This window comes from Pseudomonas sp. CC11G (assembly GCF_056174845.1).
Genome location: NZ_JBWBZC010000005.1, coordinates 58,112 through 80,902, shown reverse-complemented (window position 1 = coordinate 80,902; position 22,791 = coordinate 58,112). Strand labels below are relative to the sequence as shown.

Genomic DNA, 22,791 nt, shown 5'->3' with positions numbered 1-22,791 from the left:
TCTTCAGGTTGCTTGAAATGTAGCTGTATTGGCGGGGGCTTGCGTTGTATTCGTCCTACGTGGGTATAACGAACTTCCAAACCAAAACACCCGTCGTCCAAGCGCAGGCTGGGACCCAGAATATTTCGCCGAGCACCTTTTCCTGCAGCAATCTGGATCCCAGCCTTCGCTGGGATGACGGTGATAAGGACTTAACCGGCCAACACCCGCGCCAAGGTCGCGCGCACTTTATCCATGCCGTCATCCAACGCCCGCTCAATTTCGGCCATGGTGATCACAGCGTGCGTCTTGCCGGCAGCCGGATTGACCACCAGCGCCAGGCAGGCATACGGCAGTTCCAGTTCACGCGCCAGCGCCGCTTCGGGCATGCCGGTCATGCCGATGATATCGGCACCATCGCGCTCCAGACGCGCCACTTCCGCCACCGTTTCCAGACGCGGCCCCTGGGTGCAGGCATAAACGCCGTGGCTGCTGTAGGCCACGCCCTCAGCGGCCAGGGCATCGATCAACTCATCGCGCAGGATGTCGTTGTAGGGGTAGCTGAAATCGATATGGGTCACGTGGTCCAGCTCACCGGCGAAGAAGGTGTGCTCGCGGCCGTGGGTGTAGTCGATGATCTGGTGCGGCACGCAGAAATGTCCGGTGCCCATGGCTGCGTGAATACCGCCCACCGCGTTCACCGCAAGAATCACGTCGGCGCCGGCATGCTTGAGCGCCCAGATATTCGCGCGGTAGTTCACCTGGTGCGGCGGAATGCGGTGCGGGTGGCCGTGGCGGGCGAGGAACAGCACTTCACGGTCGGCGTAGTTACCGCGCAGGATCGGCGCCGAGGGTGCGCCGTACGGGGTTTCGATATTGAGAACGGCGCTGATGGTCAGGCCTTCCAGTTTGGTCAGGCCGGTGCCACCGATGATTGCGTAAACGGTCATGCGAAAAATCCTTAGATAAGTTGCGCAGCTTGAAGATCGCCCACGGCTTGCAGCCAACGCGGGCTTTGCTTGTAGTCAGTACTGGCGAAACCTTCGCCGCGCATGCGCGCCAGGCCCTGCGGCGGCGTGACCTGCAGACGTTGCAACGCGCTCAAGGCCAGTTCGGCAGCAGCGCGGTCGTTACACACCAGGCCCATGTCGCAACCGGCATTCAGCGCCGCTTCGATACGGTTGGCGGCATCGCCAACCACGTGGGCGCCGGCCATCGACAGGTCGTCGCTAAAAATAACCCCGTCAAATTGCAGCTCACCGCGCAGGATGTCCTGCAACCAGCGCCGGGAGAAACCGGCGGGCTGGTCGTCGACCTGCGGGTAGATCACGTGGGCCGGCATGACGGCAGCGAGTTGTTTGCTCAAGCGGGCGAAAGGTTGCAAGTCGTTGGCGCGAATCTCGGCGAGGCTGCGTTCATCCACTGGAATGGCGACGTGGGAGTCGGCCTCAGCCCAGCCGTGGCCGGGGAAGTGTTTGCCGGTGGCGGCCATGCCGGCAGCGTTCATGCCGCGGATAAAGGCACCGGCCAGCAACGCAGCGCGCGCCGGGTCGCCGTCGAAGGAGCGGCTGCCGACCACGGCGCTGCGTTGGTAGTCGAGGTCCAGTACGGGCGCGAAACTAAGGTCGAGGCCGACCGCCAAGACTTCGGTCGCCATCAGCCAACCGCATTGTTCGGCCAGCCACTCGGCGTTGGCGTTGTCGGCCACCGCACGCATTGCCGGCAGGCGCACAAAACCTTGGCGCAGGCGCTGCACGCGGCCGCCTTCCTGGTCGACTGCGAGGAGCAAGTCAGGGCGCACGGCGCGGATGGCTTGCGACAGTTCACGCACTTGGCGGGGGTCTTCGATATTGCGTGCAAACAGAATCAGGCCACCCACTTCAGGGTGCCGCAGAATCTGCCGGTCTTCAGCGGTCAGCCAGGTGCCGCCGATATCCAGCATCAATGAGCCTTGCAGGCCAACAGTCATAACAGATCCTTAGCAGAGGTCTGCCGTTGCCCACTGTGGGCAGGCGGCTTCGTCGATTTTTACCGGGCAGTGGACGGGCACACGCTCGAAGAGTTCCAGCACGTCGGCGTTGCGCAGGCGAATGCAGCCGTGGGACAGCGGTACGCCCATGGGCTCGCTGTCCGGGGTGCCGTGCAGGTAGATATAACGGCGGAAGGTGTCGACCGCGCCGAGGCGGTTGATGCCAGGCTCGCAGCCGCTGAGCCAGAGAATACGGGTAAGAATCCAGTCGCGACCGGGGAACTGCGCGTGCAGCTCGGCATTCCAGGTTTCGCCGGTCCAGCGCCGGCCGCGCAGCACTGCGCCAAGCGGCAAGCCGTCGCCAATTCGCGCGCGAACCTGATGTAAACCACGTGGTGTGCGATTGGACCCGTTCTGCTCCCCTGCCCCGTTCAAGGCCGTGGAAACCGGCAGGCGCACCACCAGCTGCCCGGCAGTAAAACCGTAGAGCTGCTGGTCGGTGATGGAGATATGCAGGGAGTCGAGAATGCTCATGGGCGGCAAGCTTAGCCCATCAAGCCTGCCGCTTGCAGCAGGCGTTTTGCCGGTTTACACCTTGCTCGGTGTAGGCGCCGTAGACGAGGATTTACTGCGTGGTCGCAATTGCGCGGTGGCAAGGGCTTCATCGGTGACGCCGGTTTCCGAACGCATACCGGCGGCCAGGAACGGCACCATCAGACGCATCACCTGTTCGATTGAGGTATTAACCCCGAAATCGGTTTCGGCGATGGCGCGCAAGGCCTTGATACCGGACATGCTGAACGCGGCGGCACCGAGCATGAAGTGCACACGCCAGAACAGTTCGATTGGTGGAATACGTGGGGCGGCTTCGTGAACCAGGCCCATGTAGCGGCGGAAAATCTTGCCGTACATGTCTTCAAGATAACGACGCAAGTGACCCTGGCTTTGGCTAAACGCCAAACCCAGCAGACGCATAAAGATGGAAAGGTCGTTGCCGCTGCGCGGTTTTACCGCCAGGGCTTGCTCCACCAGCATTTCCAGCAGGTCTTCGAGGCTGGCCTTGTTTTCCGGTTTGGCTTGGCGGCGGTCCAGCTCGCGTTCGAGGCTGGTGCAGAACGGGCCGAGAAAGCGCGAGAACACCGCTTGAATCAGGGCTTTTTTGGAACCGAAGTGGTAGTTCACAGCAGCCAGGTTGACCCCAGCCTTGCTGGTGATCAAACGAAGGGACGTCTCGGCAAAGCCTTTCTCCGCGAATAATTGTTCCGCAGCATCTAGAATGCGTTCGACTGTTTCTGACTGAGCCATGGGAATCACCTGACAAACACTTGTTTGAAACATACGTTTCAGCTGTAGAGGTTGTCAAGCCGCATAAACCGTAATTTGGCTGGTCAGTCACGAAGCGGTGTAACTGCCCCTGCCCCTTACAGTTCCTGCTTCTTTATAGAGAAAGATGGCGTCACTCTAAAAAGGAGGATTGCCAAGCGGCGATCACTGTATATAATCCCAGTCACTGTATAAAAAGACAGAGACCGGACATGCTAAAACTCACGCCACGCCAAGCCGAGATTCTCGCCTTCATCAAGCAATGCCTTGAAGACAACGGTTACCCGCCCACCCGCGCCGAAATCGCCCAGCAGTTGGGCTTCAAGTCGCCCAACGCGGCCGAAGAACACTTGAAGGCCCTGGCCCGTAAAGGCGCCATCGAGATGACCCCTGGTGCCTCGCGCGGCATTCGCATTCCGGGTTTCGAACCCAGCAGCGACGAAGAAACCGGCCTGCCCATCATTGGTCGTGTAGCCGCCGGTGCGCCGATTCTGGCTCCGCATCAACCCCGAGTTCTTCCACCCTCGCGCCGACTACTTATTGCGCGTACGCGGCATGAGCATGAAAGACATCGGCATTCTCGACGGTGACCTGCTTGCCGTACACACCACCAAAGAAGCCCGTAACGGCCAGATCGTGGTTGCCCGCATTGACGACGAAGTCACTGTAAAGCGCTTCAAGCGTGAAGGCGACAAGGTTTGGCTGATCGCGGAAAACCCCGAGTTCGCCCCCATCGAAATCGACCTGCATGAACAGGATCTGATCATCGAAGGATTGAGTGTCGGCGTCATTCGCCGCTGAGGAGGCTGTATGCAGTTCCCACAAGCGCTGGACCGTACCCAACTGCCATTGTTCGACGCCTTCCTGCCGCAATCGGTGGCGCCGTTGTTGACCGATATCGTTGAAACCGGTTGGTTCGAAGAGCCAGAGCCAGAAACATTCAGCGAACTCTCGCTGCGTGGCGCTGCCGGGAACTGCCTGCACCTGCTGGCGCCCATCCTGCGTGAACTCAGCCAGAATCAAGACGCCCGCTGGCTCACCCTGATCGCCCCGCCCGCCAGCCTGACACAGGCCTGGCTGCGCGACGCGGGCCTGAACCGTGAACGCATTCTGCTGCTGCAACCGCGCGCCGGGCAAAGCCCGCTGGAATTGGCGTGCGAAGCATTGCGCCTGGGCCGCAGCCACACCGTGGTGAGCTGGCTGCACCCGTTGCACCGCCCCGCTCGCAATGAACTGGCAAGCGCCGCACGTACTGGAAAGGCACAGAGCCTGAATATCAGCCTGGGCTAACACGACTTCGAGGAGGTTGGGTTGGGGTTCACGTAGGTTGGGTTGAGCCGCAGGCGAAGCCCAACAGAGCCCAACGAAGCGGCACAGGGCTAATGCGAGCACGCCAATAATGATCGACTGGTTCGTTGGGCTTCGCCGATGGCTCAACCCCAACCTACAACGCAAAAGGCACCTGTTCAGGTGCCTTTTTAGTTTGTGCTGCTATCAGCGGGCCAGAGAACCCAGCAAGGCTCAATGCAGAACGCGCGGGCCTTCATCTTTCTCGAAGTCACCTTCGGCCAATCGGCCGGCCATCTGCACGCCCACGTTGAGCATGGCTTTGGCTACTTCTACATGGTGGCCCTGGAGGAATGCCTTGGCGTCTGCCGAGAAATCCAACACGACCAATGCCTCCTCATCCTCGGCACGACGCAGCGCGATGCGCCCGTCAGGCAACTCGACAATTTCCAAAAAGGATGTAGGCATAAACTTAAATCTCCACGTAAGGCCGGCAGTGTATCAGCCCGCCGGCCTTCTTCCCTAGCCCAGCCATCCATTCACCTGACGCAACGGCCAGAAAAAACCTTCAGCACTCGCTCAGAGTTTCGCGAAAACGCAGGGCCAGCACCTTGAGCTGCTGACGCCAGCTTTCCAGCTCGACACGGGCCAGCTGCGGCGCTTCTTCGTCCAGGCTATAGGCTTGAATCAGCGGCAAAGTAGGATCGATTTTGGCTTTGGCCGGAGCTTTTGGCGGCTGGAAAAGCGCCTGATAGGCAGTGAGCAGTTGCGCCAGCCAGGTTTCCGACTGTTGCGCCAACTCCACCAATTCTGCCAGCTCGGGGCTCGGGGTCGCGCCCAATACGGCAGGCGTGAGGATGGCTTCGACGCGTGGCACATTCACTTCTTCGGTAATAGCCGGCCACTTCATGGCAAATGCCCAACAAGGCGCCGTACAGGTGGAACAGACAGGCTTCGCGCTCAGCGAGGATCAGCGCCGGGGCGTTGACCGCCTGGCCTTCTTCGGCGCGGCGCCAGGCTTCCAGCGACAGGCCAGCGAAAAACAGTTTTTGATTGGTGCGGGTATAGAGTTCATGGGCCATTGCGGCACCCTCCACAGCAGACAGACTCACCATACGCGCGCCAACCGGAGTTGACGCGCGTACCAGGGCTTAACGCTTGTCTTCGACCTTCCAGGCATTGCCGTCGTAAAAGGCGCGCCAACCAGTCGGCTTGCCTTCCACTTCGGTCTGCACGTACTGCTCTTTGGTCTTGCGACTGTAGCGTATGACGGCAGGACGGCCATCCGGGTCTTTCTTCGGCGCCGACATCAGGAAGTGGTACTTCGGATCGATCTCGTCTTTGTGCGGGATCAGTTCCAACACCAGAGGCGCGCGAGTTTCACGGTTCTTCGGGAACTGGCTGGCTGCCAGAAACAGGCCGCTGGCGCCGTCGCGCAGTACGTAGGTGTCGTTCACCTTCTCGCACTTGAGCTCAGGCATCTTCACGGCGTCCATTTTGGGTGGCGCAGGCTCGCCGCTACGCAGCAATTTACGGGTGTTCTTGCACTCGGGGTTGGTGCAGCCGAAGAACTTGCCGAAACGGCCGGTCTTCAGTTGCATCTGGCTGCCGCACTTGTCGCATTCCAGGCTCGGACCTTCGTAGCCTTTGATGCGGTACTGGCCCTGCTCAATCTCGTAACCCGCGCAATCCGGGTTATTACCGCAAATATGCAGCTTGCGGGTTTCGTCCAGCAAATACGCATCCATCGCCGTGGCGCAGATCGGGCAACGGTGCTTGCCCAGCAGTACCAGGGATTCCGATTCACCTTCATCGTCGGCGGCAATTTCATCGCCCGGAATCAGGTTGATGGTCGACTTGCAGCGCTCTTTCGGCGGCAGGCTGTAGCCCGAGCAACCAAGGAACACGCCGGTGGACGCGGTACGAATCATCATCGGCCGGCCGCACTCACGGCAGGCGATATCGGTCGGCGTCGGCTGGTTGGCACGCATGCCTTTGTCACTTTCCGAAGCCACTTCGAGCTTTTTCTTGAAGTCGCCGTAGAACTCGTCCAGCACGTTTTTCCACTCGCGCTCGCCTTGGGCGACGTCATCGAGGTTTTCTTCCATACCGGCGGTAAAGCCGTAGTCCATCAGATTGGAGAAGCTTTCACTCAGGCGCTCGGTAACGATGTCGCCCATTTTCTCCGAGTAGAAACGGCGGTTGTGCAGAGCTACATAGCCGCGTTCCTGGATGGTGGAAATGATCGCTGCGTAAGTAGATGGACGGCCGATTCCGCGTTTTTCCATCTCTTTAACCAGGCTGGCTTCGGAGTAACGCGCTGGCGGCTTGGTGAAGTGCTGGCTCGGGTCGAGTTTGAGCAGCTTCAGCGCTTCGCCTTCGCTCATGTCCGGCAGCACGTCGTCGTCGCCCGGCTTGCTGATTTGCGGCAAGGCGCGGGTGTAACCGTCGAACTTGAGGATACGGCCCTTGGCGCGCAGTTCGAACTGGCTGGCTTTGACGCTGACGGTAGTGGACAGGTATTCGGCCGGTGGCATCTGGCAGGCCACGAATTGGCGCCAGATCAACTCGTAGAGGCGCTCGGCGTCGCGTTCCATGCCGGACAGCTGAGTCGGCTTCAGGTTGACCTCAGACGGACGAATCGCTTCGTGCGCTTCCTGGGCGCCTTCCTTGCTGCTGTACACGTTCGGTTTGGCCGGCAGGTACTTCTTGCCGAACTCGCCTTCGATAAAGTCGCGCACCATGGTCACGGCATCGGCCGAGAGGTTGGTGGAGTCGGTACGCATGTAAGTGATATAGCCGGCTTCGTACAAGCGCTGGGCCATCATCATGGTTTTCTTCACACCGAAGCCCAGACGGTTACTGGCCGCCTGCTGCAAGGTGGAAGTAATAAAAGGTGCCGACGGTTTGCTGCTGGTAGGTTTGTCTTCGCGTTTGACGATGCTGTACGCGGAGTCTTTCAGCTTGGCCAGCGCGGCATCGGCTTGCTGCTTGTTCAGCGGCTTGAAGGCTTCGCCGTTTTCGCGGGCCACTTCAAAGCGCACGTTGGCGCCTTTGGTGGTGCCCAGGTCTGCGTGGATCTCCCAGTACTCTTCCGGGTTGAACGCACGAATCTCGCGCTCACGCTCCACCACCAGTTTTACCGCAACCGATTGCACACGGCCGGCGGATAGGCCACGGGCGATTTTGGCCCACAGCAGCGGCGAAACCATGTAACCCACCACGCGGTCGAGGAAACGACGCGCCTGCTGGGCGTTGACACGGTTGATGTCCAGCTCACCGGCTTGGAGAACGCTTCCTGGATGGCTTTCTTGGTGATCTCGTTGAACACCACGCGCTTGTAGCGGCTGTCGTCACCACCAATGGCTTCGCGCAGGTGCCAGGCAATGGCTTCCCCTCGCGGTCCAAGTCGGTTGCGAGATAGATGGTGTCAGCATCTTTGGCGAGACGGCGCAGCTCTTCGACGACCTTTTCCTTGCCAGGAAGAATTCGTACTTGGCTTTCCAGCCGTGCTCGGGGTCGACACCCATGCGCGATACCAGTTGGCGCTTGGCTTTTTCCTTGGCGCTCAGTACCGGCGCGTCGGCTGCAGCAGCCTTGCCCGTTTGACTGGCTCTTTGGCAGCACTGGCCGAACCGCTGGTAGGCAGGTCACGGATATGGCCGATGCTCGACTTCACCACGTACTGGTTGCCCAAATACTTGTTGATGGTCTTGGCCTTGGCCGGGGATTCCACGATGACCAGCGATTTGCCCATGGATCGGAGATTTCCTGAATATGAGGACTGAAAGACGGGGGGCCGCCTTTCGCGGCACCGCTATATATAGTGGCGACTAAGGTGAGGTCAAGGGCGGATCACGTTCGATGCCGACTCAAGGCCGCACGAAGCGATCAGGTTCGGCCTCGATCAGAGCAAAGCGCAGCATGCTCTTGCCGTCCACCTCGACGGACGATGTAAACATGCTCAGCGGCCGCACCCACAGGCCGTATTCGCCGTAGAGCGCCTGATATACCACCACCTCCTCTTCCGTCTCGGAATGCCGGGCCACGCCGAACACGCGGTACTCGGGACCCTTGTAGTGACGATAGAGGCCGGGTTGTAACTGCATCAGGGACTTCCTCACATCTGTAATAAATAAAAGTCTGTTCTGACAAAAATAAAAACCGGGGCACTGGGCCCCGGCTTTACAACAGAGTCTGCTCGTTGCCGAGCGTTCCCTTTAGATGCGTTCGAAGACGGTGGTGATGCCTTGGCCGAGACCGACGCACATGGTCGACACGCCAAAAGTACCGCCGTTCTGCTTCATCACGTTCAGCAAGGTGCCGGAGATACGCGCACCAGAGCAGCCGAACGGGTGACCGAGGGCAATAGCGCCGCCGTGCAGGTTAACCTTCTCTTCCATCTTGTCGAGCACTTTCAAGTCTTTCAGCACCGGCAGGGCCTGTGCAGCGAAAGCCTCGTTGAGCTCCCAGAAGTCGATGTCGTTGATGGTCAGGCCAGCGCGTTTCAGCGCTTTCTGAGTCGACGGCACTGGGCCGTAGCCCATGATTGCTGGGTCAACACCGGCCACGGCCATCGAGCGGATCACGGCCATCGGCTGAATGCCGAGGTCTTGAGCGCGCTGGGCGGACATCACGATCATGCACGAAGCACCATCGGTGATCTGCGACGACGTACCGGCAGTTACGGTGCCGCCTTTCGGGTTGAACGCAGGCTTCAGGGCAGCCAGGCTTTCCAGGGTGGTTTCCGGACGAATGGTTTCGTCGTAGTCGAACACCTTCAGGAAGCCGTTCTCGTCGTAGCCTTGCATCGGGATGATTTCATCCTTGAACTTGCCTTCGACGGTCGCTTTGTGGGCCAGACGGTGAGAACGCTCACCGAATGCGTCCTGCGCTTCACGGCTGATGCCATGCATCTTGCCGAGCATTTCAGCGGTCAGACCCATCATGCCCGACGCCTTGGCGGCGTACAGGGACAGGTGCGGGTTTGGATCCACGCCGTGCATCATGCCAACGTGGCCCATGTGCTCCACGCCGCCGATGACGAACACGTCACCGTTGCCGGTCATGATCGCCTGAGCTGCGGTGTGCAGGGCGCTCATGGAGGAACCGCAGAGGCGGCTGACAGTTTGTGCAGCGCTGGTGTGCGGGATCGGGGTCATCAGCGACGCCATGCGCGCGATGTTCCAACCTTGTTCCAGGGTCTGGTTTACGCAGCCCCAGATCACATCTTCCACTTCAGCTGGGTCCAGCTTCGGGTTACGTGCCAGCACGCCGGTGATCAGTTGCGCAGACATGGTTTCTGCGCGGGTGTTGCGGTGCATGCCGCCTTTCGAACGACCCATCGGGGTGCGACCGAAGTCGACAATCACCACGTCTCTTGGATTCAGGCTCATAAATTCACTCTCGCTCTATGCGTTACGCGCTTAACCGAAGAAGCTCTGGCCGTTGGCGGCCATCTCACGCAGCTTCGCGGTGGGGTGGTACAGCGCGCCCAGGTCGGCGTACTTGTCTGCCAGGGCGACGAACTCGGCTACACCGATGGAGTCGATGTAACGCAGTGCACCACCACGGAACGGAGGGAAGCCGATGCCGTAGATCAAGCCCATATCGGCTTCAGCTGCGGTTTCGACAATGCCGTCTTCCAGACAACGTACGGTTTCCAGGCACAGCGGAATCATCATGAAGTTGATGATGTCTTCATCAGTCACTTCACGCTGTTCGGTGATGACTGGCTTGAGCACTTCGTAAGCAACCGGATCGGTCACTTTCTTCGGCTTGCCGCGCTTGTCCATCTCGTACGAGTAGAAGCCTTTGCCGTTTTTCTGGCCCAGGCGGTTAGCTTCGTACATCACGTCTACCGCGGTACGGCCTTCAACAGCCATGCGGTCCGGGAAGCCTTCAGCCATTACGTCACGGCCGTGGTGGCCAGTGTCGATGCCGACCACGTCAGAGAGGTAAGCCGGGCCCATGGGCCAGCCGAATTTCTCCATGACTTTGTCGATGCGCACGAAGTCGACGCCGGCGCTGATCAGCTTGGAGAAGCCGCCGAAGTACGGGAACAGCACGCGGTTGACCAGGAAGCCTGGGCAGTCGTTGACCACGATCGGGCTCTTGCCCATCTTCTTGGCGTAAGCAACGGTAGTAGCTACAGCTACATCGCTGGACTTCTCGCCACGAATCACTTCAACCAGCGGCATCATGTGCACCGGGTTGAAGAAGTGCATGCCGACGAAGTTTTCCGGACGCTTGAGGGCTTTAGCCAGCAAGTTGATGGAAATAGTCGAGGTGTTGGATGCCAGAATCGCATCTTCACGCACCACGCCTTCCACTTCGGCCAGAACGATGGCTTTGACTTTCGGGTTCTCGACAACAGCTTCAACCACGATGTCGACGTGACCGAAGTCGCCGTAGGACATGGTTGGGCGGATGGCGGTCAGGGCTTCAGCCATTTTGGCTGCAGACAGACGACCTTTGGCGACGCGGCTGCCCAGCAGCTTGGACGCTTCGGCCAGGCCCATCTGGATGCCTTCCTCGCGGATATCCTTCATCAGGATCGGCGTGCCTTTGGAGGCCGACTGGTAGGCGATACCGCCACCCATGATGCCGGCGCCGAGTACAGCGGCCAGTTTCACGTCTTTGGCGATGGCGTCGTAGCCTTTGGCTTTCTTCTTCAGTTCCTGATCGTTCAGGAACAGGCCAACCAGGCACTGAGAAGCGGAAGTCTTGGCCAGTTTTACGAAACCGGCAGCTTCTGTTTCCAGGGCTTTGTCACGGCCGAAGTTGGCCGCTTTCTGGATGGTCTTGATCGCTTCAACCGGCGCCGGGTAGTTCGGGCCAGCCTGACCGGCCACGAAACCTTTAGCGGTTTCGAACGCCATCATTTGCTCGATCGCGTTGAGCTTGATTTTTTCCAGCTTCGGCGCGCGTTTGGCCTTGTAGTCCAGCTCGCCGGAAATGGCGCGCTTGATCAGGTCCAGCGCAGCAGCGGCGAGCTTGTCAGCCGCCACCACAGCATCGACAGCGCCTGCTTTCAGGGCGTCTTCTGCACGGTTTTCTTTACCGCCGGCAATCCACTCGATGGCGTTATCAGTACCGATAACACGCGGCAGACGCACGGTGCCGCCAAAACCTGGGTAGATGCCCAGTTTGACTTCCGGCAGGCCTACTTTGGCGCCGCTGGCGATGACGCGGTAGTCCGCGGCCAAGCACATTTCAAAACCGCCGCCCAACGCGATGCCATTGATGGCCGCTACGGTCGGAACGCCGAGGTCTTCGAAATCGCTGAAGATTTTGTTGGCTTCGAGGTTGCCGGCTACCAGCTCTTCATCGGACAACTTGAAGTTGTCGACGAATTCGGTGATGTCGGCGCCGACGATAAAGACGTCTTTGCCGCTGCTGACAATTACACCTTTGATCGAGGCATCAGCCTTGATGGCGTCCACAGCCTGGCGCAGTTCGGCCAGAGTGAGACGGTTGAATTTGTTGACGGATTCACCCTTGAGGTCGAATTGCAATTCGACGATGCCGCTCTCAAGAGCCTTAACCGTGATGGCTTTACCTTCGTAAATCATCAACTGATCTCCACGGTATGGAAGCTGAACAGTACACGTCGGACGCCAAGCAGCGGGATGGCCCGCAGCAGGACCGTCGAGAATAGTCTCGAACAGCCTGACATACCCGCCGACGCGATATTCGGGCGGCCTATGAACCCGTGCTGCACAAAGCAAACACTTGATTCATACGCCCGTTTGATTCGGGTGCGCACACCTTCGTGCAAAAGAATGCGCTTGTCAATTGGAGCGCTATTTCCGGCAGCCCCGTAAGGAAGGTTTGACCGTTATGTAAGGACAAACATTCCAACTGCTCTAGTACGGGGGTACGCAGCCGACCGACCAATGCCATCACCGTGATGCCAGGCGCCGCTAGCCAAAGCGAAACGGCGCAGGTACAGTCGTCTCAACACGCCGATGAGCGTGACAAAAAATAAAAACAATGAAGTCCCACGGAGTAACCATGTCGAGTCGTCTGCTTGCCGTATCGCTGAGCCTCGTACTCACCACCCTGCTTCCTCTCGGCGCCACCGCCGCCAATTTCGCTACCGGTTCCGACAACCTGCTGAAGCTGCATCAGCTGCGTCTGGCTGCGCAAAAAAGCCTCGGCGACTTCTACATGTACAACAGCATGGATGGCGACCAGCGCTATGCGCGGCAGATAGAAGAGTCGGTGCATGACGCCGATGCCCGCCTGGCCGAGCTCACCGACATGCCGGGCGATGCGTCCAAAGCCATGCGCGCCCAGTTGGCCCAACAGCTGACGGCGTACGACGCCGAGCTCAAAGCGCTGACCACCGCCATGAAGACCCAGGGCTTTACCGAATTGCAGCCAGTAGCCGACCTGGCCACGCGCAATCAGCAGCTGATGGCCTTGAGCAATGAGCTGTACACCAAGATTCAACAGGAAAGCGGCCAGATCGTGCCGCCGATGACCCAGCAAAGCCGTGAGCAAAGTCTGCTGATGCAAGCCATTGCGGTGGACTATGCTTCGCGCAGTGCATCGGTAGGCGGCACCTTTATAGGCAGCGCCGCCGGTGATGAGAAGACCATCGAAGACCTGGTCACCCAGTTCGCTGGTCAGCTCAACACGCTGGAGAAGTCGCCACAAAACACCGCGCAAATTCGTGAGTCGTTGAGCGGCATTAATACCAAGTGGCGCTATATCGAAAAATCGCTGAAAAACTACAACGAGAACTCTGTACCATTCGTGGTCAGCAAGTACTCAGACAGCATTATCGACGGATTGGAAGGGGTTTCGGCGCAGTACCTGGCCGCCAAGCTTTAACCGAGTCGTTAGTTTGACCACAGTCTTTCCGGCCTGCCTGGCCACCCCAGCCCGCCTAACCTCGGGCTTTTTATTTGGTTCGAAGACGTTGTGAAATGGCCTGCGCTTGCCCAGGGGGCGTTGAAAACGGAGCAGGGATGCTCATTGGCTACAGCCAACTCCGCTCCCCTCTCCGTTTTCGCCTTCCCTGGCCTGCGCTCGGCACATTTCAAAACGCCTTCACCATCAGCAGAAGCTGAAGCAAATCTAAGCCAACGCCTTCAACACTGCCACCACCGGCACAAGATTCTCCACTTCGCCCCGCTCGCCCCAACACAAGGCAACCATCTGCTTGCTGGCTTCGACTTTGTAAACGTCGGCTGGCAAGGTTTGCAGGTGTGGCAGCAGCGCCGTGTCGGCGCAGGGTTCGCGCCATTGGTTCACCCACTGCCCGGCACTCAACTGCCAGTAGCACCAGCTATCGTCGGCGCCTTTGCGGCGGGCGCGGTGGTATTGCGGGCACGGGCTGGGCGGCTCCTCGGGCAGCCAGTGCGGCCACTCCTGGCGCGACAACTGCATTCCCAAACCCTGCTGACGCGCCGCCATGCGGATGGCCATGCGCCCCTGTTGCCGGCGCGAAGGCCGCAGCCAGGCCAGGGGGCTCAGCACAACGGCGGTGAGCAGTAATACGATCCACAGGGTCATACGTTAAGTCCCACAACAATAAAGGCTGCATTTAGCCAACATTCGCGGCCATACTTTGGTCATTCGTCTCAGGAGGAGTACCACCATGATCTATCAGCACATTCTGGTTGCCCTGGATCTTTCCGAAGAATGCGACCCGGTGATGAAGCGCGCTTACGCACTCGCCAACGCAAGCCAGGCCAAGCTGTCACTGGTGCATATCGTCGAACCCATGGCCATGGCCTTTGGTGGCGACGTACCGATGGACCTGTCCACCCTGCAACAACAGCAATTCGAACAAGCCCGCGAACGTTTGGACAGCTACTCCGCCAAATACCCGGAGCTGGGCACCGACAGCCGTCATCTGGTCTACGGCCAACCGCGCCAGGAAATCCACCGCCTCGCCGCCGAACAAGGCGCCGACCTGATCGTAGTCGGCAGCCATGGTCGTCATGGTTTGGCGCTGCTGCTGGGTTCTACCGCTAATGACGTACTGCACGGCGCGCCGTGTGATGTGCTGGCGGTACGGTTGAAAAAGCCGGAATAAAAGCCCAAACACCGTCCCAGCAGGGGGAAAGTGCCGGTGTTATTCCGGCAAATCCCCCGCACTCATCACCATCGGCCGGATCTTCTGCAGCTGGGTTTCCAGCGAGTGGGTGATGCTGGTCGACATCGAGAAGAAGGTCAGAAACGCCTTGAGGTTCGAGTCGCCTTCACACACATCGTGAATGCGCTGCCAGAACGCCTGGTTCACTAGCTGCAATTGCTGGAACAACCGCACCAGGCCCTTCAGTTCCCAATCCGCATGGCGCCCTTCGCGGAAGTTAAAGTACTGGCGTGACAGGTACAGCGACACCACTCGCAGAACAAATTCCTGGTTATTGGCAAACGGCAGATGGTTGAACGCCATCGGTTTGAGTTTGTTCAGCATCGGGCAGGCACTGGTCGGCATGATCAGCCCGAGCAAGGCGCGCAAGCCCTCCTCCAGGCCGGCCTGTTTGCTGTACTCACGCTCTGGAGTGCGCACCCAGAAATGCGCTTTCTGGAACGCCGGCAAGCCCTGAAAATCCTCGATCACCCGGTGCAAATCCACCGCTGCCGGGCAGTGGCTGTATTGCTCGCGGTTCAGCGGGCAGTTGCTGCACTGGTGATACTCAAGCCGCGTCCAGGCCGGCGCCAGCAGCGCCCGCTCTTGGTCGTACTCACGGTTGAGTTCGATGCGATAGCCAAATTCATGACTGTCGTCGAGGGAAATCCGGTACTCGATGGCCATTTCCGTGTGCGCCTCTCTATTACTCGTCCAACTCAGCCCAACGCTCCAGCAACGCGTCCAGCTCTTGCTGTGCGCTATCGAGCAAGGCCAGCACCGCAGCGCTTTCTGCGGCCGGGCGCTGATAGAAGGTCGGCCCGGCAATTTCTTCATTCAGCTCGGCAATTTTGCCTTCCTGAGCGTCGATCAAACCCGGCAAGGCTTCCAGTTCGCGCTGCAGCTTGTAGCTCAGCTTCTTCTTCGCCACCGGAATTTCTGCGGCGTCGATAGCCGTATTGGCAACCGGTGCCGGCGCAGTGGCTTCCGGCTTGCCGGATTTGCTCTCACCCACGCCCAACAGCTTCGGCGAGCCGCCCTGACGCAGCCAATCCTGATACCCACCGACGTACTCGCGCACCTTGCCTTCGCCTTCGAAGACCAAGGTGCTGGTTACCACGTTGTCGAGGAATGCCCGGTCGTGGCTCACCATCAGCACGGTGCCGGCGAAGTTCGACAGCACTTCTTCGAGCAGTTCGAGGGTTTCCACGTCCAGGTCGTTGGTGGGTTCGTCCAGCACCAGCAAGTTGGCCGGCTTGCTGAACAGCTTAGCCAGCAACAGACGGGCACGCTCACCACCGGACAACGCTTTTACCGGCGTACGCGCACGCTGCGGGCTGAACAGGAAGTCGCCCAGGTAGCTCAGCACATGGCGGTTCTGGCCGTCGATTTCGATAAAGTCGCGGCCTTCGGCCACGTTGTCGATTACGGTCTTTTCCAGGTCCAGCTGGTGGCGCAGTTGGTCGAAGTAGGCCACTTCCAGACGGGTGCCCACTTCAACCTTGCCTTGGGTCGGCTGCAGGTCGTCGAGCATCAGCTTGAGCAAGGTGGTTTTGCCGGTACCGTTGGCGCCGAGCAGGCCGATACGATCCTGGCGCTGCAGCACCATGGAGAAGTCCTTGATCAGCAGCGGGCCGCCCGGGTGACCGAAGCTGACGTTCTCCAGCACCATCACTTGTTTGCCGGACTTTTCCGAAGTATCCAGCTGAATATTGGCCTTGCCGGTGCGCTCGCGACGTTCGCTGCGCTCCACACGCAAGGCTTTCAGGGCGCGTACACGGCCTTCGTTACGGGTACGACGGGCCTTGATGCCCTGACGAATCCACACTTCTTCCTGGGCCAGACGTTTGTCGAACAAGGCGTTGGCGGTTTCTTCGGCCGACAGCTGCGCCTCTTTGTGCACCAGAAAGCTGGCGTAGTCGCCGTTCCAGTCGATCAGGCCCCCGCGGTCCAATTCCAGGATGCGTGTAGCCAGGTTCTGCAAGAAGGACCGGTCGTGCGTAATAAACAGTACGGCGCCCTGGAAATCCTTCAGGGCATCTTCCAGCCAGGCGATGGCACCGATATCCAGGTGGTTGGTTGGCTCATCGAGCAGCAGCAGGTCCGGCTCGGACACCAGCGCCTGGGCCAGCAACACCCGGCGACGCCAGCCACCGGACAGCTCGGCCAGGGTTTTGTCGGCTGGCAGCTGTAGACGGCTCAAGGTGCTGTCTACCAGTTGCTGCAAGCGCCAGCCGTCTTTGGCCTCCAGCTCTTGCTGCACGTGCATCAGCTTGTTGAGGTCTTCGTCGGTGACGATGTTCATGCTCAGGTGATGGTATTCGGCGAGCAATGCGCCGACGCCATTCAGGCCCTCGGCCACCACGTCGAATACGGTACGCCCGTCGGCCACCGGCAATTCCTGCGGCAGCTCACCGATTTTCAGGCCCGGAGCGCGCCATACCGAACCTTCGTCGCCCAGGCGGTCGCCCTTCACCAGACGCAGCAGGCTGGATTTACCGGTGCCGTTGCGGCCGATGATGCACACCCGCTCGCCACGGGCGATCTGCCAGGAAATCTTGTCCAGCAGCGGCATTGCGCCATAGGCCAGGGAAACATCGGTGAACTTGAGCAGCATGGTCGCCTCGAGGGGAATAGCTGCGGCGGTTTGCGCGTGGCGAAACAGCCGCTGGAAATCTCTTTGCCGGGCGCTTTTGGCATCGGCAAAACTGGGCGCGCATTCTACCGAGTTGCGCCCTGGGCCGGGTGGCATTTTTTTGAGCGCGTGGACCGAGCCGTTGGGCTTCGCTGCGCTCAACCCAACCTACGCGCGCGGGTAGGTTGGGTTGAGCGCAGCGAAGCCCAACAAACCACCTAAACATCGCCCTACGCAAGCCAAGACCAAAAGGCTAAGCTAGCCCCCTTGAGCGCCCAGCCAACGGCGCGTCTTTCAGAATATTCAGCTCGGAAGTGTCATGCGCGGTCGTCTGCTCTGCCTGTTTTCCTGCCTGCTTCTCTCCTCGGTCACCCTCGAAGCCTCTGCGGCCGCCAGCCTGGCGCAGCAACGGTTGTTCTATGACGAGGCCAAACGTGCCTTGGCCAAAGGCGACAGCGGCCCGTATCGGATGTACGCCAACGCCCTGGCTGACTACCCGCTGGAACCGTATCTGGCCTACGACGAGCTGACCTACCGGCTGAAAAGCGCCAGCAACGAAGAGATCGAGAAATTTCTCGCCGAGCATGGCGACCTGCCGCAAGCCAACTGGATGAAGTTGCGCTGGTTGCGCTGGCTGGCCGAGCGCGGCGACTGGAAGCCGTTCGTCAAGTATTACGACCCGAAGATGAATTTCACCGAGCTGGACTGCCTCAATGGCCAGCACCAGCTCATCAGCGGGCAGACCGCCGAAGGCTACGCCAGCGCAGAAAAACTCTGGCTGGTGGGCAAATCCCAGCCAGACGCCTGTGAGCCGCTGTTCAGCATGTGGGCCAACGCCGGCCAGCTCACCGAGTCCATGCGCTGGAAACGTCTCAAGCTTGCTGTGCAAGCGCGCAACTACAGCCTGGCCAGCCACCTGACCCAAACCCTGCCGACCCTCGGCAGCCAGGGCCAGTTGATGATCGATGTCGCGCAAAAGCCGGCCATGCTCTCCCAAACCGGCCGCTTCTCCCCTGCCAGCCAGACCATGGCCGATGTGGTGAGCATTGGCCTGCGCCGTCTGGCCAAGCAAGACCCGGAAAAAGCTATCAGCCTGCTGAACGACTACACCCAACGTCTGCCGTTCTCGATGGAAGAAAAGGTCGCCATTGCCCGCGAAATCGGCCTGACCCTGGCGAAAAGTTTCGATGATCGTGCCCTGCCGATCATGACCCAGTACGACCCGGAGCTGCGTGACAACACCGTTACCGAGTGGCGCGCCCGTCTGTTGCTGCGCCTGGGCCGCTGGAGCGATGCCAACCAGCTAATTCGCCGTATGCCGGCCGACCTCGCCAGCACCAACCGCTGGCGCTACTGGCAGGCCCGCAGCCAGCAACTGGCCGACCCGAACAACCAGGGCCCGGCCCTGCTGCTGTATCAGCCGGTGTCCAAGGAGCGCGACTTCTACGGCTTTATGGCCGCCGACCAGCTGAAAACCCCGTACCAGCTCACCAACAAGCCGCTGCTGCTCGACCCCAAGCTGGTGCAGAAAGTGCGAAACACCCCCGGCATTCGCCGCGCCCTGGAATTCCACGACCGTGGCCAGATCGTGGATGGCCGCCGCGAGTGGTATCACGTCAGCCGCCTGTTTAGCCGCGACGAGCTGGTGGCCCAGGCTCGCCTGGCCTACGACAAGCAGTGGTACTTCCCGGCGATTCGTACCATCAGCCAGGCGCAATACTGGGATGACCTGGACGTGCGCTTCCCAATGGCCCACCAGAGCACCCTGGTACGCGAAGCCAAGGTACGTGGCCTGCATTCGAGCTGGGTGTTTGCCATCACGCGTCAGGAAAGCGCCTTTATGGACGACGCCCGTTCCGGCGTTGGCGCCAGCGGCCTGATGCAGCTAATGCCCGGCACCGCCAAGGAAACCGCGCGCAAATTCAGCATTCCGTTCGCCCCGCAGCAACTGCTGGACCCGGACAAGAATGTGCAATTGGGCGCGGCCTACCTGAGCCAGGTGCATGGTCAGTTCAACGGCAACCGCGTGCTTGCCTCGGCCGCGTATAACGCCGGCCCCGGCCGTGTGCGCCAATGGCTGAAAGGCTCGAACCACCTGGCGTATGACGTGTGGGTGGAAACCATCCCGTTTGACGAAACCCGCCAGTACGTGCAGAACGTGCTTTCGTATGCGGTGATCTACGGGTTCAAGCTCAATGCACCGCAGCCGTTGGTGGATTGGCATGAGCGGTTCTTCGACGATCAGTGAACGAGCTGTTCGCCCTGGGGCTTTTGCTCTAGGGCGGGCACGCTAGATCTCGCGAGCTAGAGCCATCCAAGGCAAAAAGCCCTGCTGAAAGCGGAGTTGGCTGTAGCCAATGAGCATTTCAGCAGGGCTTTTTAACGCAGGAGAGCCGACGCGCAGCAGATCGTTTCCCGCCCTACTCCAAAATTTCGACTTCCATTCCCACTGCCAGCTCCCCTTCTCCTTCATTAATCAGGTTCTGCCCGAAATACACCTCGCCTTCGCGCTGGCGGTAGGTTTTCAGGGTGGTTAGCGGCTCGCGGTCGGCGCTGCGTTGACCGGTCTGCGGGTCGATAGTGGTCATGATGCAGCGGGTGCAGCCCTTGACCACGCGAAACTCCACACCGCCGATGCGGATGCGTTTCCAGCTGTCTTCGGCATACGCCTCACTGCCCTCGACCACCAGGTTCGTGCGAAACCGCAGCATCTCCAGCGGCCGACCGACGCGGGCCGACAAGTCGTCCAGCGACGCCTGGCCAATCAGCAACAACGGAAACCCATCGGGAAATCCCACTTTTTCCTGCGGGCCAAGGCTGCCCGGAATATCGCGGGCGCGGTCTACCGGTACATGCACCAGGCGGCAGGCTTTGCCGAGAAACCGGCTGAGCCACTCGGCCGCTTCGTCGCCGGCGTCTGGCACCACCATGCTGTCGCTCCAGATAAACGCGCCGCGCATTTCGGCGTCCGGGCCCGGTACCGGCACATCCAGCGACTGGAAGCCCTCAGCATTCAAGGTCAGGCCGCCCTGCTCGTTCCACAGCGCCGACAGCTGCGACATATGCGCCATCGCCCGCTGGGTGAAAAAGCGCCCGTTAGTGGCGTCCACCAGCATCCAGCGCCGATCACCGAGCATGCCGATGCTATCGACCTGCACACGCGACAGGCTCTCACCTTTGGCGGATTTCATGGGGAAACGGTAGAGGGCGGAGAGACGCATAACGGAGGTCCTGAGTGGCGTTCACAAGGGACCGTTATACGGAATTGGCGGGTAGTCGCTCAAGGGGGCAAAAAGCATCGAGGCTGAAGCCTCTCCCACAAGGGCACGCATCAGCTGTAGGAGGAAGTAGGTTGGGTTGAGCCGCAGGCGAAGCCCAACGAGCCGATCGCGGTAGCCGCAGCAACGCAATGTTGGGCTTCGCTGCGCTCAACCCAACCTACGCCGCGTTCCGGCCGTCACTCGTCAAGCATCAACCGCTCACGAATAACGTCGACAAGTTTGTCCGGCTGAAACTTGGAGAGAAAGTTGTCACACCCCACCTTCTTCACCATCGCCTCGTTAAAACTCCCCGACAGCGACGTATGCAGCACCACATACAAATCTTTCAGCCGTGGGTCGCTACGAATTTCGGTAGTCAGGCGGTAGCCGTCCATTTCCGGCATTTCAGCGTCGGTGAAGATCATCAGCAGCTTGTCGGTCATCACATTGCCTTCATCGGCCCATTTCTTGAGCTGATTGAGCCCTTTGAGGCCATCAGTGGCGATGTGCATTTTCAAGCCGAGTTGAGACAGGGTGTCACGCAGTTGCGCCAACGCCACGCTGGAGTCGTCCACCAGCAGCACTTCGCGACCACGGGCTTTCTCCAGCACGGGGTCGGCCAGGCGGTCGCTGGAGATCTTGGCGTTGTACGGCACGATTTCGGCCAGCACTTTCTCCACGTCGATGATTTCCACCAACTGCTCTTCCACCTTGGTAATCGCCGTCAGGTAGTGCTGGCGGCCAGCGCCACCGGGCGGCGGCAGGATGGAGTCCCAGTTGAGGTTGAGAATGCGGTCGACGCCGCCGACCAGAAAGGCCTGCACGGAGCGGTTGTATTCGGTGACGATAATGGTGCTGTTCACATCCGGCACGATGGGCCGCATGCCGATGGCTTGCGAGAGGTCGATCACCGGCAAGGTCTGGCCGCGCAGGCTGACCACGCCACACACAAACGGATGGCGATGCGGCATCAGGGTCAACTTGGGCATCTGCAGGACTTCCTGCACCTTGAACACGTTGATCGCGAACAGTTGCCGGCCTGCCAGGCGGAACATCAGGATTTCCAGGCGGTTCTCACCCACCAGTTGGGTGCGTTGGTCCACTGAGTCGAGAATGCCGGCCATGCTGTGCTCCTGTTGTGTCTACTGAGTCTAGCTGTTGCTAGCCACCTTATCGGCGGCGTGTGACACAACTGAAATGTGTCTGACGTGGGTGCCATCATGCCGTGCCATCACTGTAGGCACAATCGCACACCGGCGTCAGTCTGCTCCGGCTTTATTCAGCCGTCCATGCCCACCTCTGATGTACCCAACAGCGGGGAGCCTGGCGGCAGGTGCACACGCAAAGCAGCGGGCCGGGCATTGAAGCGCAGTGCGGTGCTTTCCAGTGGTTCGCCGTCGAGGTTGAGGTCCAGCCCTTCCGGCGCTTCGATCTCGACCCACGGCAAGCGCGCGTTGATCGACACGCTTTCCAGCCCGAGGATGCCGCCCGACAGCAATGTGCCCAAGGTACCGACCACATCCTGCGGCGCCGGAATAATGCAGATATCCAACAACCCGTCATTTACCTGCGCCTGCGGGCACAGCACATGGCCGCCTCCGGCCTGGCGACCGTTGCCGATGCCGAGGGCGAGAAAGTCGCCTTCCCAGGAGAAGTCCGGCCCGTTGAACCGGCCAAACGCGGCATGCACATCGGAGAACCGCGTCAACCCGGTAAGGAAGTAAGCCGCCCCACCCAGCACGCGTTTGAGATCTTCAGAGGTATTGGCGGTGATCTTCGAACCAAAGCCGCCGGTGGCCATATTGAGGAACAGCTGGCCGTCGACTTCGCCCAGGTCGATGGGCGTGGCGGCCTGGTCGAGCAGCGCCAGCGCTTCCAGCGGCACCAACGGCACACCAGCGGCGCGGGCAAAATCGTTGGCAGTGCCCAGCGGCAGCAAGGCCAGGCTGGCATCGCTGTCGGCCAGGGCCATGGCTTCGGCCACATCGCGCAGGGTGCCATCGCCGCCGCCGGCAATAATGGTCGGGTAACCGGCGTCCAGCGCTTCGGTCACCAGACGCTGGGCATCGCCGCCCTCCCAGGTCACCCGTACAGCCAGCTCCCAGCCTTCATCGCGGCGGGCCTGCACGGCGGCGCGCACGTCTTCGTTGAGAGCCTGCTTGCCGTGCAGAATCAGTAAGGCTTTGCGCTCGGTCATCGGTTAATCCCTTAAATGCTTGGCCAACCCTAGCACCGGCAACCGAGGCCT

General features: G+C 60.1%; 18 protein-coding genes and 3 pseudogenes. 5 read left to right on the top strand and 16 right to left on the bottom strand.

All coding sequences use genetic code 11. The annotated features are described in order from the left end of the window. Window positions 1-191: 191 nt before the first annotated feature. From AC0V2S_RS08685 to AC0V2S_RS08670, 4 genes are read right to left on the bottom strand one after another with little or no spacing between them, the layout of a single operon-like run. Window positions 192-929: an S-methyl-5'-thioinosine phosphorylase gene (locus AC0V2S_RS08685; protein WP_475509385.1), complete on the bottom strand. Its 738-nt coding sequence runs from the start codon at window positions 927-929 to the stop codon at window positions 192-194. Between the two features lie 11 nt (window positions 930-940). Beyond that, window positions 941-1,936 (bottom strand): beta-N-acetylhexosaminidase, encoded by a 996-nt coding sequence (gene nagZ, locus AC0V2S_RS08680; RefSeq protein WP_475509573.1) that lies wholly within the window; start codon window positions 1,934-1,936, stop codon window positions 941-943. A 21-nt stretch (window positions 1,937-1,957) separates the two neighbouring features. After that, a complete protein-coding gene (locus tag AC0V2S_RS08675) occupies window positions 1,958-2,482 on the bottom strand; it encodes a L,D-transpeptidase family protein (protein WP_475509384.1) in 525 nt (174 codons plus the stop codon). 54 nt (window positions 2,483-2,536) lie between these two features. Next, window positions 2,537-3,253: a TetR/AcrR family transcriptional regulator gene (locus AC0V2S_RS08670; protein ID WP_475509383.1), complete on the bottom strand. Its 717-nt coding sequence runs from the start codon at window positions 3,251-3,253 to the stop codon at window positions 2,537-2,539. Between the two features lie 230 nt (window positions 3,254-3,483). Here AC0V2S_RS08670 and lexA point away from each other — a divergent pair. Then, a pseudogene (gene lexA, locus AC0V2S_RS08665) lies at window positions 3,484-4,072 on the top strand (transcriptional repressor LexA). Between the two features lie 9 nt (window positions 4,073-4,081). Next, window positions 4,082-4,561, top strand: coding sequence for an SOS-induced cell division inhibitor SulA (gene sulA, locus AC0V2S_RS08660; protein ID WP_475509382.1), 480 nt, complete (start codon window positions 4,082-4,084; stop codon window positions 4,559-4,561). A gap of 231 nt (window positions 4,562-4,792) precedes the next feature. On the opposite strand, the gene AC0V2S_RS08655 is transcribed toward sulA, so the two are convergent. The 6 genes and pseudogenes from AC0V2S_RS08655 to fadB all read right to left on the bottom strand — a co-directional run bounded on the left by AC0V2S_RS08655 (window position 4,793) and on the right by fadB (window position 12,132). Next, a complete protein-coding gene (locus tag AC0V2S_RS08655) occupies window positions 4,793-5,026 on the bottom strand; it encodes a hypothetical protein (protein ID WP_110614760.1) in 234 nt (77 codons plus the stop codon). Between the two features lie 100 nt (window positions 5,027-5,126). Beyond that, a pseudogene (locus AC0V2S_RS08650) lies at window positions 5,127-5,640 on the bottom strand (DUF6586 family protein). A gap of 69 nt (window positions 5,641-5,709) precedes the next feature. Further along, a pseudogene (gene topA / locus AC0V2S_RS08645) lies at window positions 5,710-8,315 on the bottom strand (type I DNA topoisomerase). A 115-nt stretch (window positions 8,316-8,430) separates the two neighbouring features. Further along, window positions 8,431-8,667 (bottom strand): DUF1653 domain-containing protein, encoded by a 237-nt coding sequence (locus AC0V2S_RS08640; protein ID WP_475509381.1) that lies wholly within the window; start codon window positions 8,665-8,667, stop codon window positions 8,431-8,433. 111 nt (window positions 8,668-8,778) lie between these two features. Then, window positions 8,779-9,954, bottom strand: a complete 1,176-nt coding sequence (fadA, locus tag AC0V2S_RS08635) for an acetyl-CoA C-acyltransferase FadA (RefSeq protein ID WP_475509380.1) — start codon at window positions 9,952-9,954, stop codon at window positions 8,779-8,781. 30 nt (window positions 9,955-9,984) lie between these two features. Further along, complete coding sequence (gene fadB / locus AC0V2S_RS08630; protein ID WP_475509379.1) at window positions 9,985-12,132, bottom strand: fatty acid oxidation complex subunit alpha FadB; 2,148 nt, start codon at window positions 12,130-12,132, stop codon at window positions 9,985-9,987. 442 nt (window positions 12,133-12,574) lie between these two features. Here fadB and AC0V2S_RS08625 point away from each other — a divergent pair, with 442 nt between their 5' ends. Continuing rightward, window positions 12,575-13,399, top strand: coding sequence for a hypothetical protein (locus tag AC0V2S_RS08625; RefSeq protein ID WP_475509378.1), 825 nt, complete (start codon window positions 12,575-12,577; stop codon window positions 13,397-13,399). A gap of 246 nt (window positions 13,400-13,645) precedes the next feature. Here the strand turns inward: AC0V2S_RS08625 and AC0V2S_RS08620 are convergent, their stop codons facing one another. Then, window positions 13,646-14,083, bottom strand: coding sequence for a hypothetical protein (locus AC0V2S_RS08620; protein WP_475509377.1), 438 nt, complete (start codon window positions 14,081-14,083; stop codon window positions 13,646-13,648). Between the two features lie 85 nt (window positions 14,084-14,168). Between AC0V2S_RS08620 and AC0V2S_RS08615 the strand changes: the two genes are divergently transcribed. Further along, window positions 14,169-14,609, top strand: a complete 441-nt coding sequence (locus AC0V2S_RS08615) for a universal stress protein (protein ID WP_475509376.1) — start codon at window positions 14,169-14,171, stop codon at window positions 14,607-14,609. A gap of 39 nt (window positions 14,610-14,648) precedes the next feature. Here the strand turns inward: AC0V2S_RS08615 and AC0V2S_RS08610 are convergent, their stop codons facing one another. Next, window positions 14,649-15,335 carry a DUF6901 family protein gene (locus AC0V2S_RS08610; RefSeq protein ID WP_475509375.1) on the bottom strand — a complete coding sequence of 229 codons (687 nt, stop codon included), beginning with the start codon at window positions 15,333-15,335 and terminating at the stop codon, window positions 14,649-14,651. A gap of 19 nt (window positions 15,336-15,354) precedes the next feature. Beyond that, window positions 15,355-17,265, bottom strand: coding sequence for an ATP-binding cassette domain-containing protein (locus AC0V2S_RS08605; protein WP_475509374.1), 1,911 nt, complete (start codon window positions 17,263-17,265; stop codon window positions 15,355-15,357). A gap of 337 nt (window positions 17,266-17,602) precedes the next feature. On the opposite strand from AC0V2S_RS08605, the gene AC0V2S_RS08600 reads away from it, so the two are divergent. Beyond that, window positions 17,603-19,531: a transglycosylase SLT domain-containing protein gene (locus tag AC0V2S_RS08600; RefSeq protein ID WP_475509373.1), complete on the top strand. Its 1,929-nt coding sequence runs from the start codon at window positions 17,603-17,605 to the stop codon at window positions 19,529-19,531. Between the two features lie 172 nt (window positions 19,532-19,703). Here AC0V2S_RS08600 and AC0V2S_RS08595 read toward each other — a convergent pair whose 3' ends face one another. From AC0V2S_RS08595 to yegS, 3 genes are all read right to left on the bottom strand, one after another. After that, window positions 19,704-20,504, bottom strand: coding sequence for an MOSC domain-containing protein (locus AC0V2S_RS08595; protein WP_475509372.1), 801 nt, complete (start codon window positions 20,502-20,504; stop codon window positions 19,704-19,706). Window positions 20,505-20,740: 236 nt separating this feature from the next. Next, window positions 20,741-21,667, bottom strand: coding sequence for a chemotaxis protein CheV (locus AC0V2S_RS08590; RefSeq protein WP_475509371.1), 927 nt, complete (start codon window positions 21,665-21,667; stop codon window positions 20,741-20,743). A 155-nt stretch (window positions 21,668-21,822) separates the two neighbouring features. Then, window positions 21,823-22,740 (bottom strand): lipid kinase YegS, encoded by a 918-nt coding sequence (yegS, locus tag AC0V2S_RS08585; protein WP_475509370.1) that lies wholly within the window; start codon window positions 22,738-22,740, stop codon window positions 21,823-21,825. Window positions 22,741-22,791 lie beyond the last annotated feature (51 nt).

Bases quoted from the DNA above. Each gene is read 5' to 3' on its own strand.
- AC0V2S_RS08600 (WP_475509373.1), top strand. From the start codon at position 17,603: ATGCGCGGTCGTCTGCTCTGCCTGTTTTCCTGCCTGCTTCTCTCCTCG.
- AC0V2S_RS08620 (WP_475509377.1), bottom strand. From the start codon at position 14,083: ATGACCCTGTGGATCGTATTACTGCTCACCGCCGTTGTGCTGAGCCCC.
- AC0V2S_RS08595 (WP_475509372.1), bottom strand. From the start codon at position 20,504: ATGCGTCTCTCCGCCCTCTACCGTTTCCCCATGAAATCCGCCAAAGGT.
- fadB (WP_475509379.1), bottom strand. From the start codon at position 12,132: ATGATTTACGAAGGTAAAGCCATCACGGTTAAGGCTCTTGAGAGCGGC.
- yegS (WP_475509370.1), bottom strand. From the start codon at position 22,740: ATGACCGAGCGCAAAGCCTTACTGATTCTGCACGGCAAGCAGGCTCTC.
- AC0V2S_RS08590 (WP_475509371.1), bottom strand. From the start codon at position 21,667: ATGGCCGGCATTCTCGACTCAGTGGACCAACGCACCCAACTGGTGGGT.
- AC0V2S_RS08670 (WP_475509383.1), bottom strand. From the start codon at position 3,253: ATGGCTCAGTCAGAAACAGTCGAACGCATTCTAGATGCTGCGGAACAA.
- AC0V2S_RS08610 (WP_475509375.1), bottom strand. From the start codon at position 15,335: ATGGCCATCGAGTACCGGATTTCCCTCGACGACAGTCATGAATTTGGC.
- fadA (WP_475509380.1), bottom strand. From the start codon at position 9,954: ATGAGCCTGAATCCAAGAGACGTGGTGATTGTCGACTTCGGTCGCACC.
- AC0V2S_RS08615 (WP_475509376.1), top strand. From the start codon at position 14,169: ATGATCTATCAGCACATTCTGGTTGCCCTGGATCTTTCCGAAGAATGC.
- AC0V2S_RS08655 (WP_110614760.1), bottom strand. From the start codon at position 5,026: ATGCCTACATCCTTTTTGGAAATTGTCGAGTTGCCTGACGGGCGCATC.
- AC0V2S_RS08625 (WP_475509378.1), top strand. From the start codon at position 12,575: ATGTCGAGTCGTCTGCTTGCCGTATCGCTGAGCCTCGTACTCACCACC.
- AC0V2S_RS08605 (WP_475509374.1), bottom strand. From the start codon at position 17,265: ATGCTGCTCAAGTTCACCGATGTTTCCCTGGCCTATGGCGCAATGCCG.
- AC0V2S_RS08640 (WP_475509381.1), bottom strand. From the start codon at position 8,667: ATGCAGTTACAACCCGGCCTCTATCGTCACTACAAGGGTCCCGAGTAC.
- AC0V2S_RS08675 (WP_475509384.1), bottom strand. From the start codon at position 2,482: ATGAGCATTCTCGACTCCCTGCATATCTCCATCACCGACCAGCAGCTC.
- AC0V2S_RS08685 (WP_475509385.1), bottom strand. From the start codon at position 929: ATGACCGTTTACGCAATCATCGGTGGCACCGGCCTGACCAAACTGGAA.
- sulA (WP_475509382.1), top strand. From the start codon at position 4,082: ATGCAGTTCCCACAAGCGCTGGACCGTACCCAACTGCCATTGTTCGAC.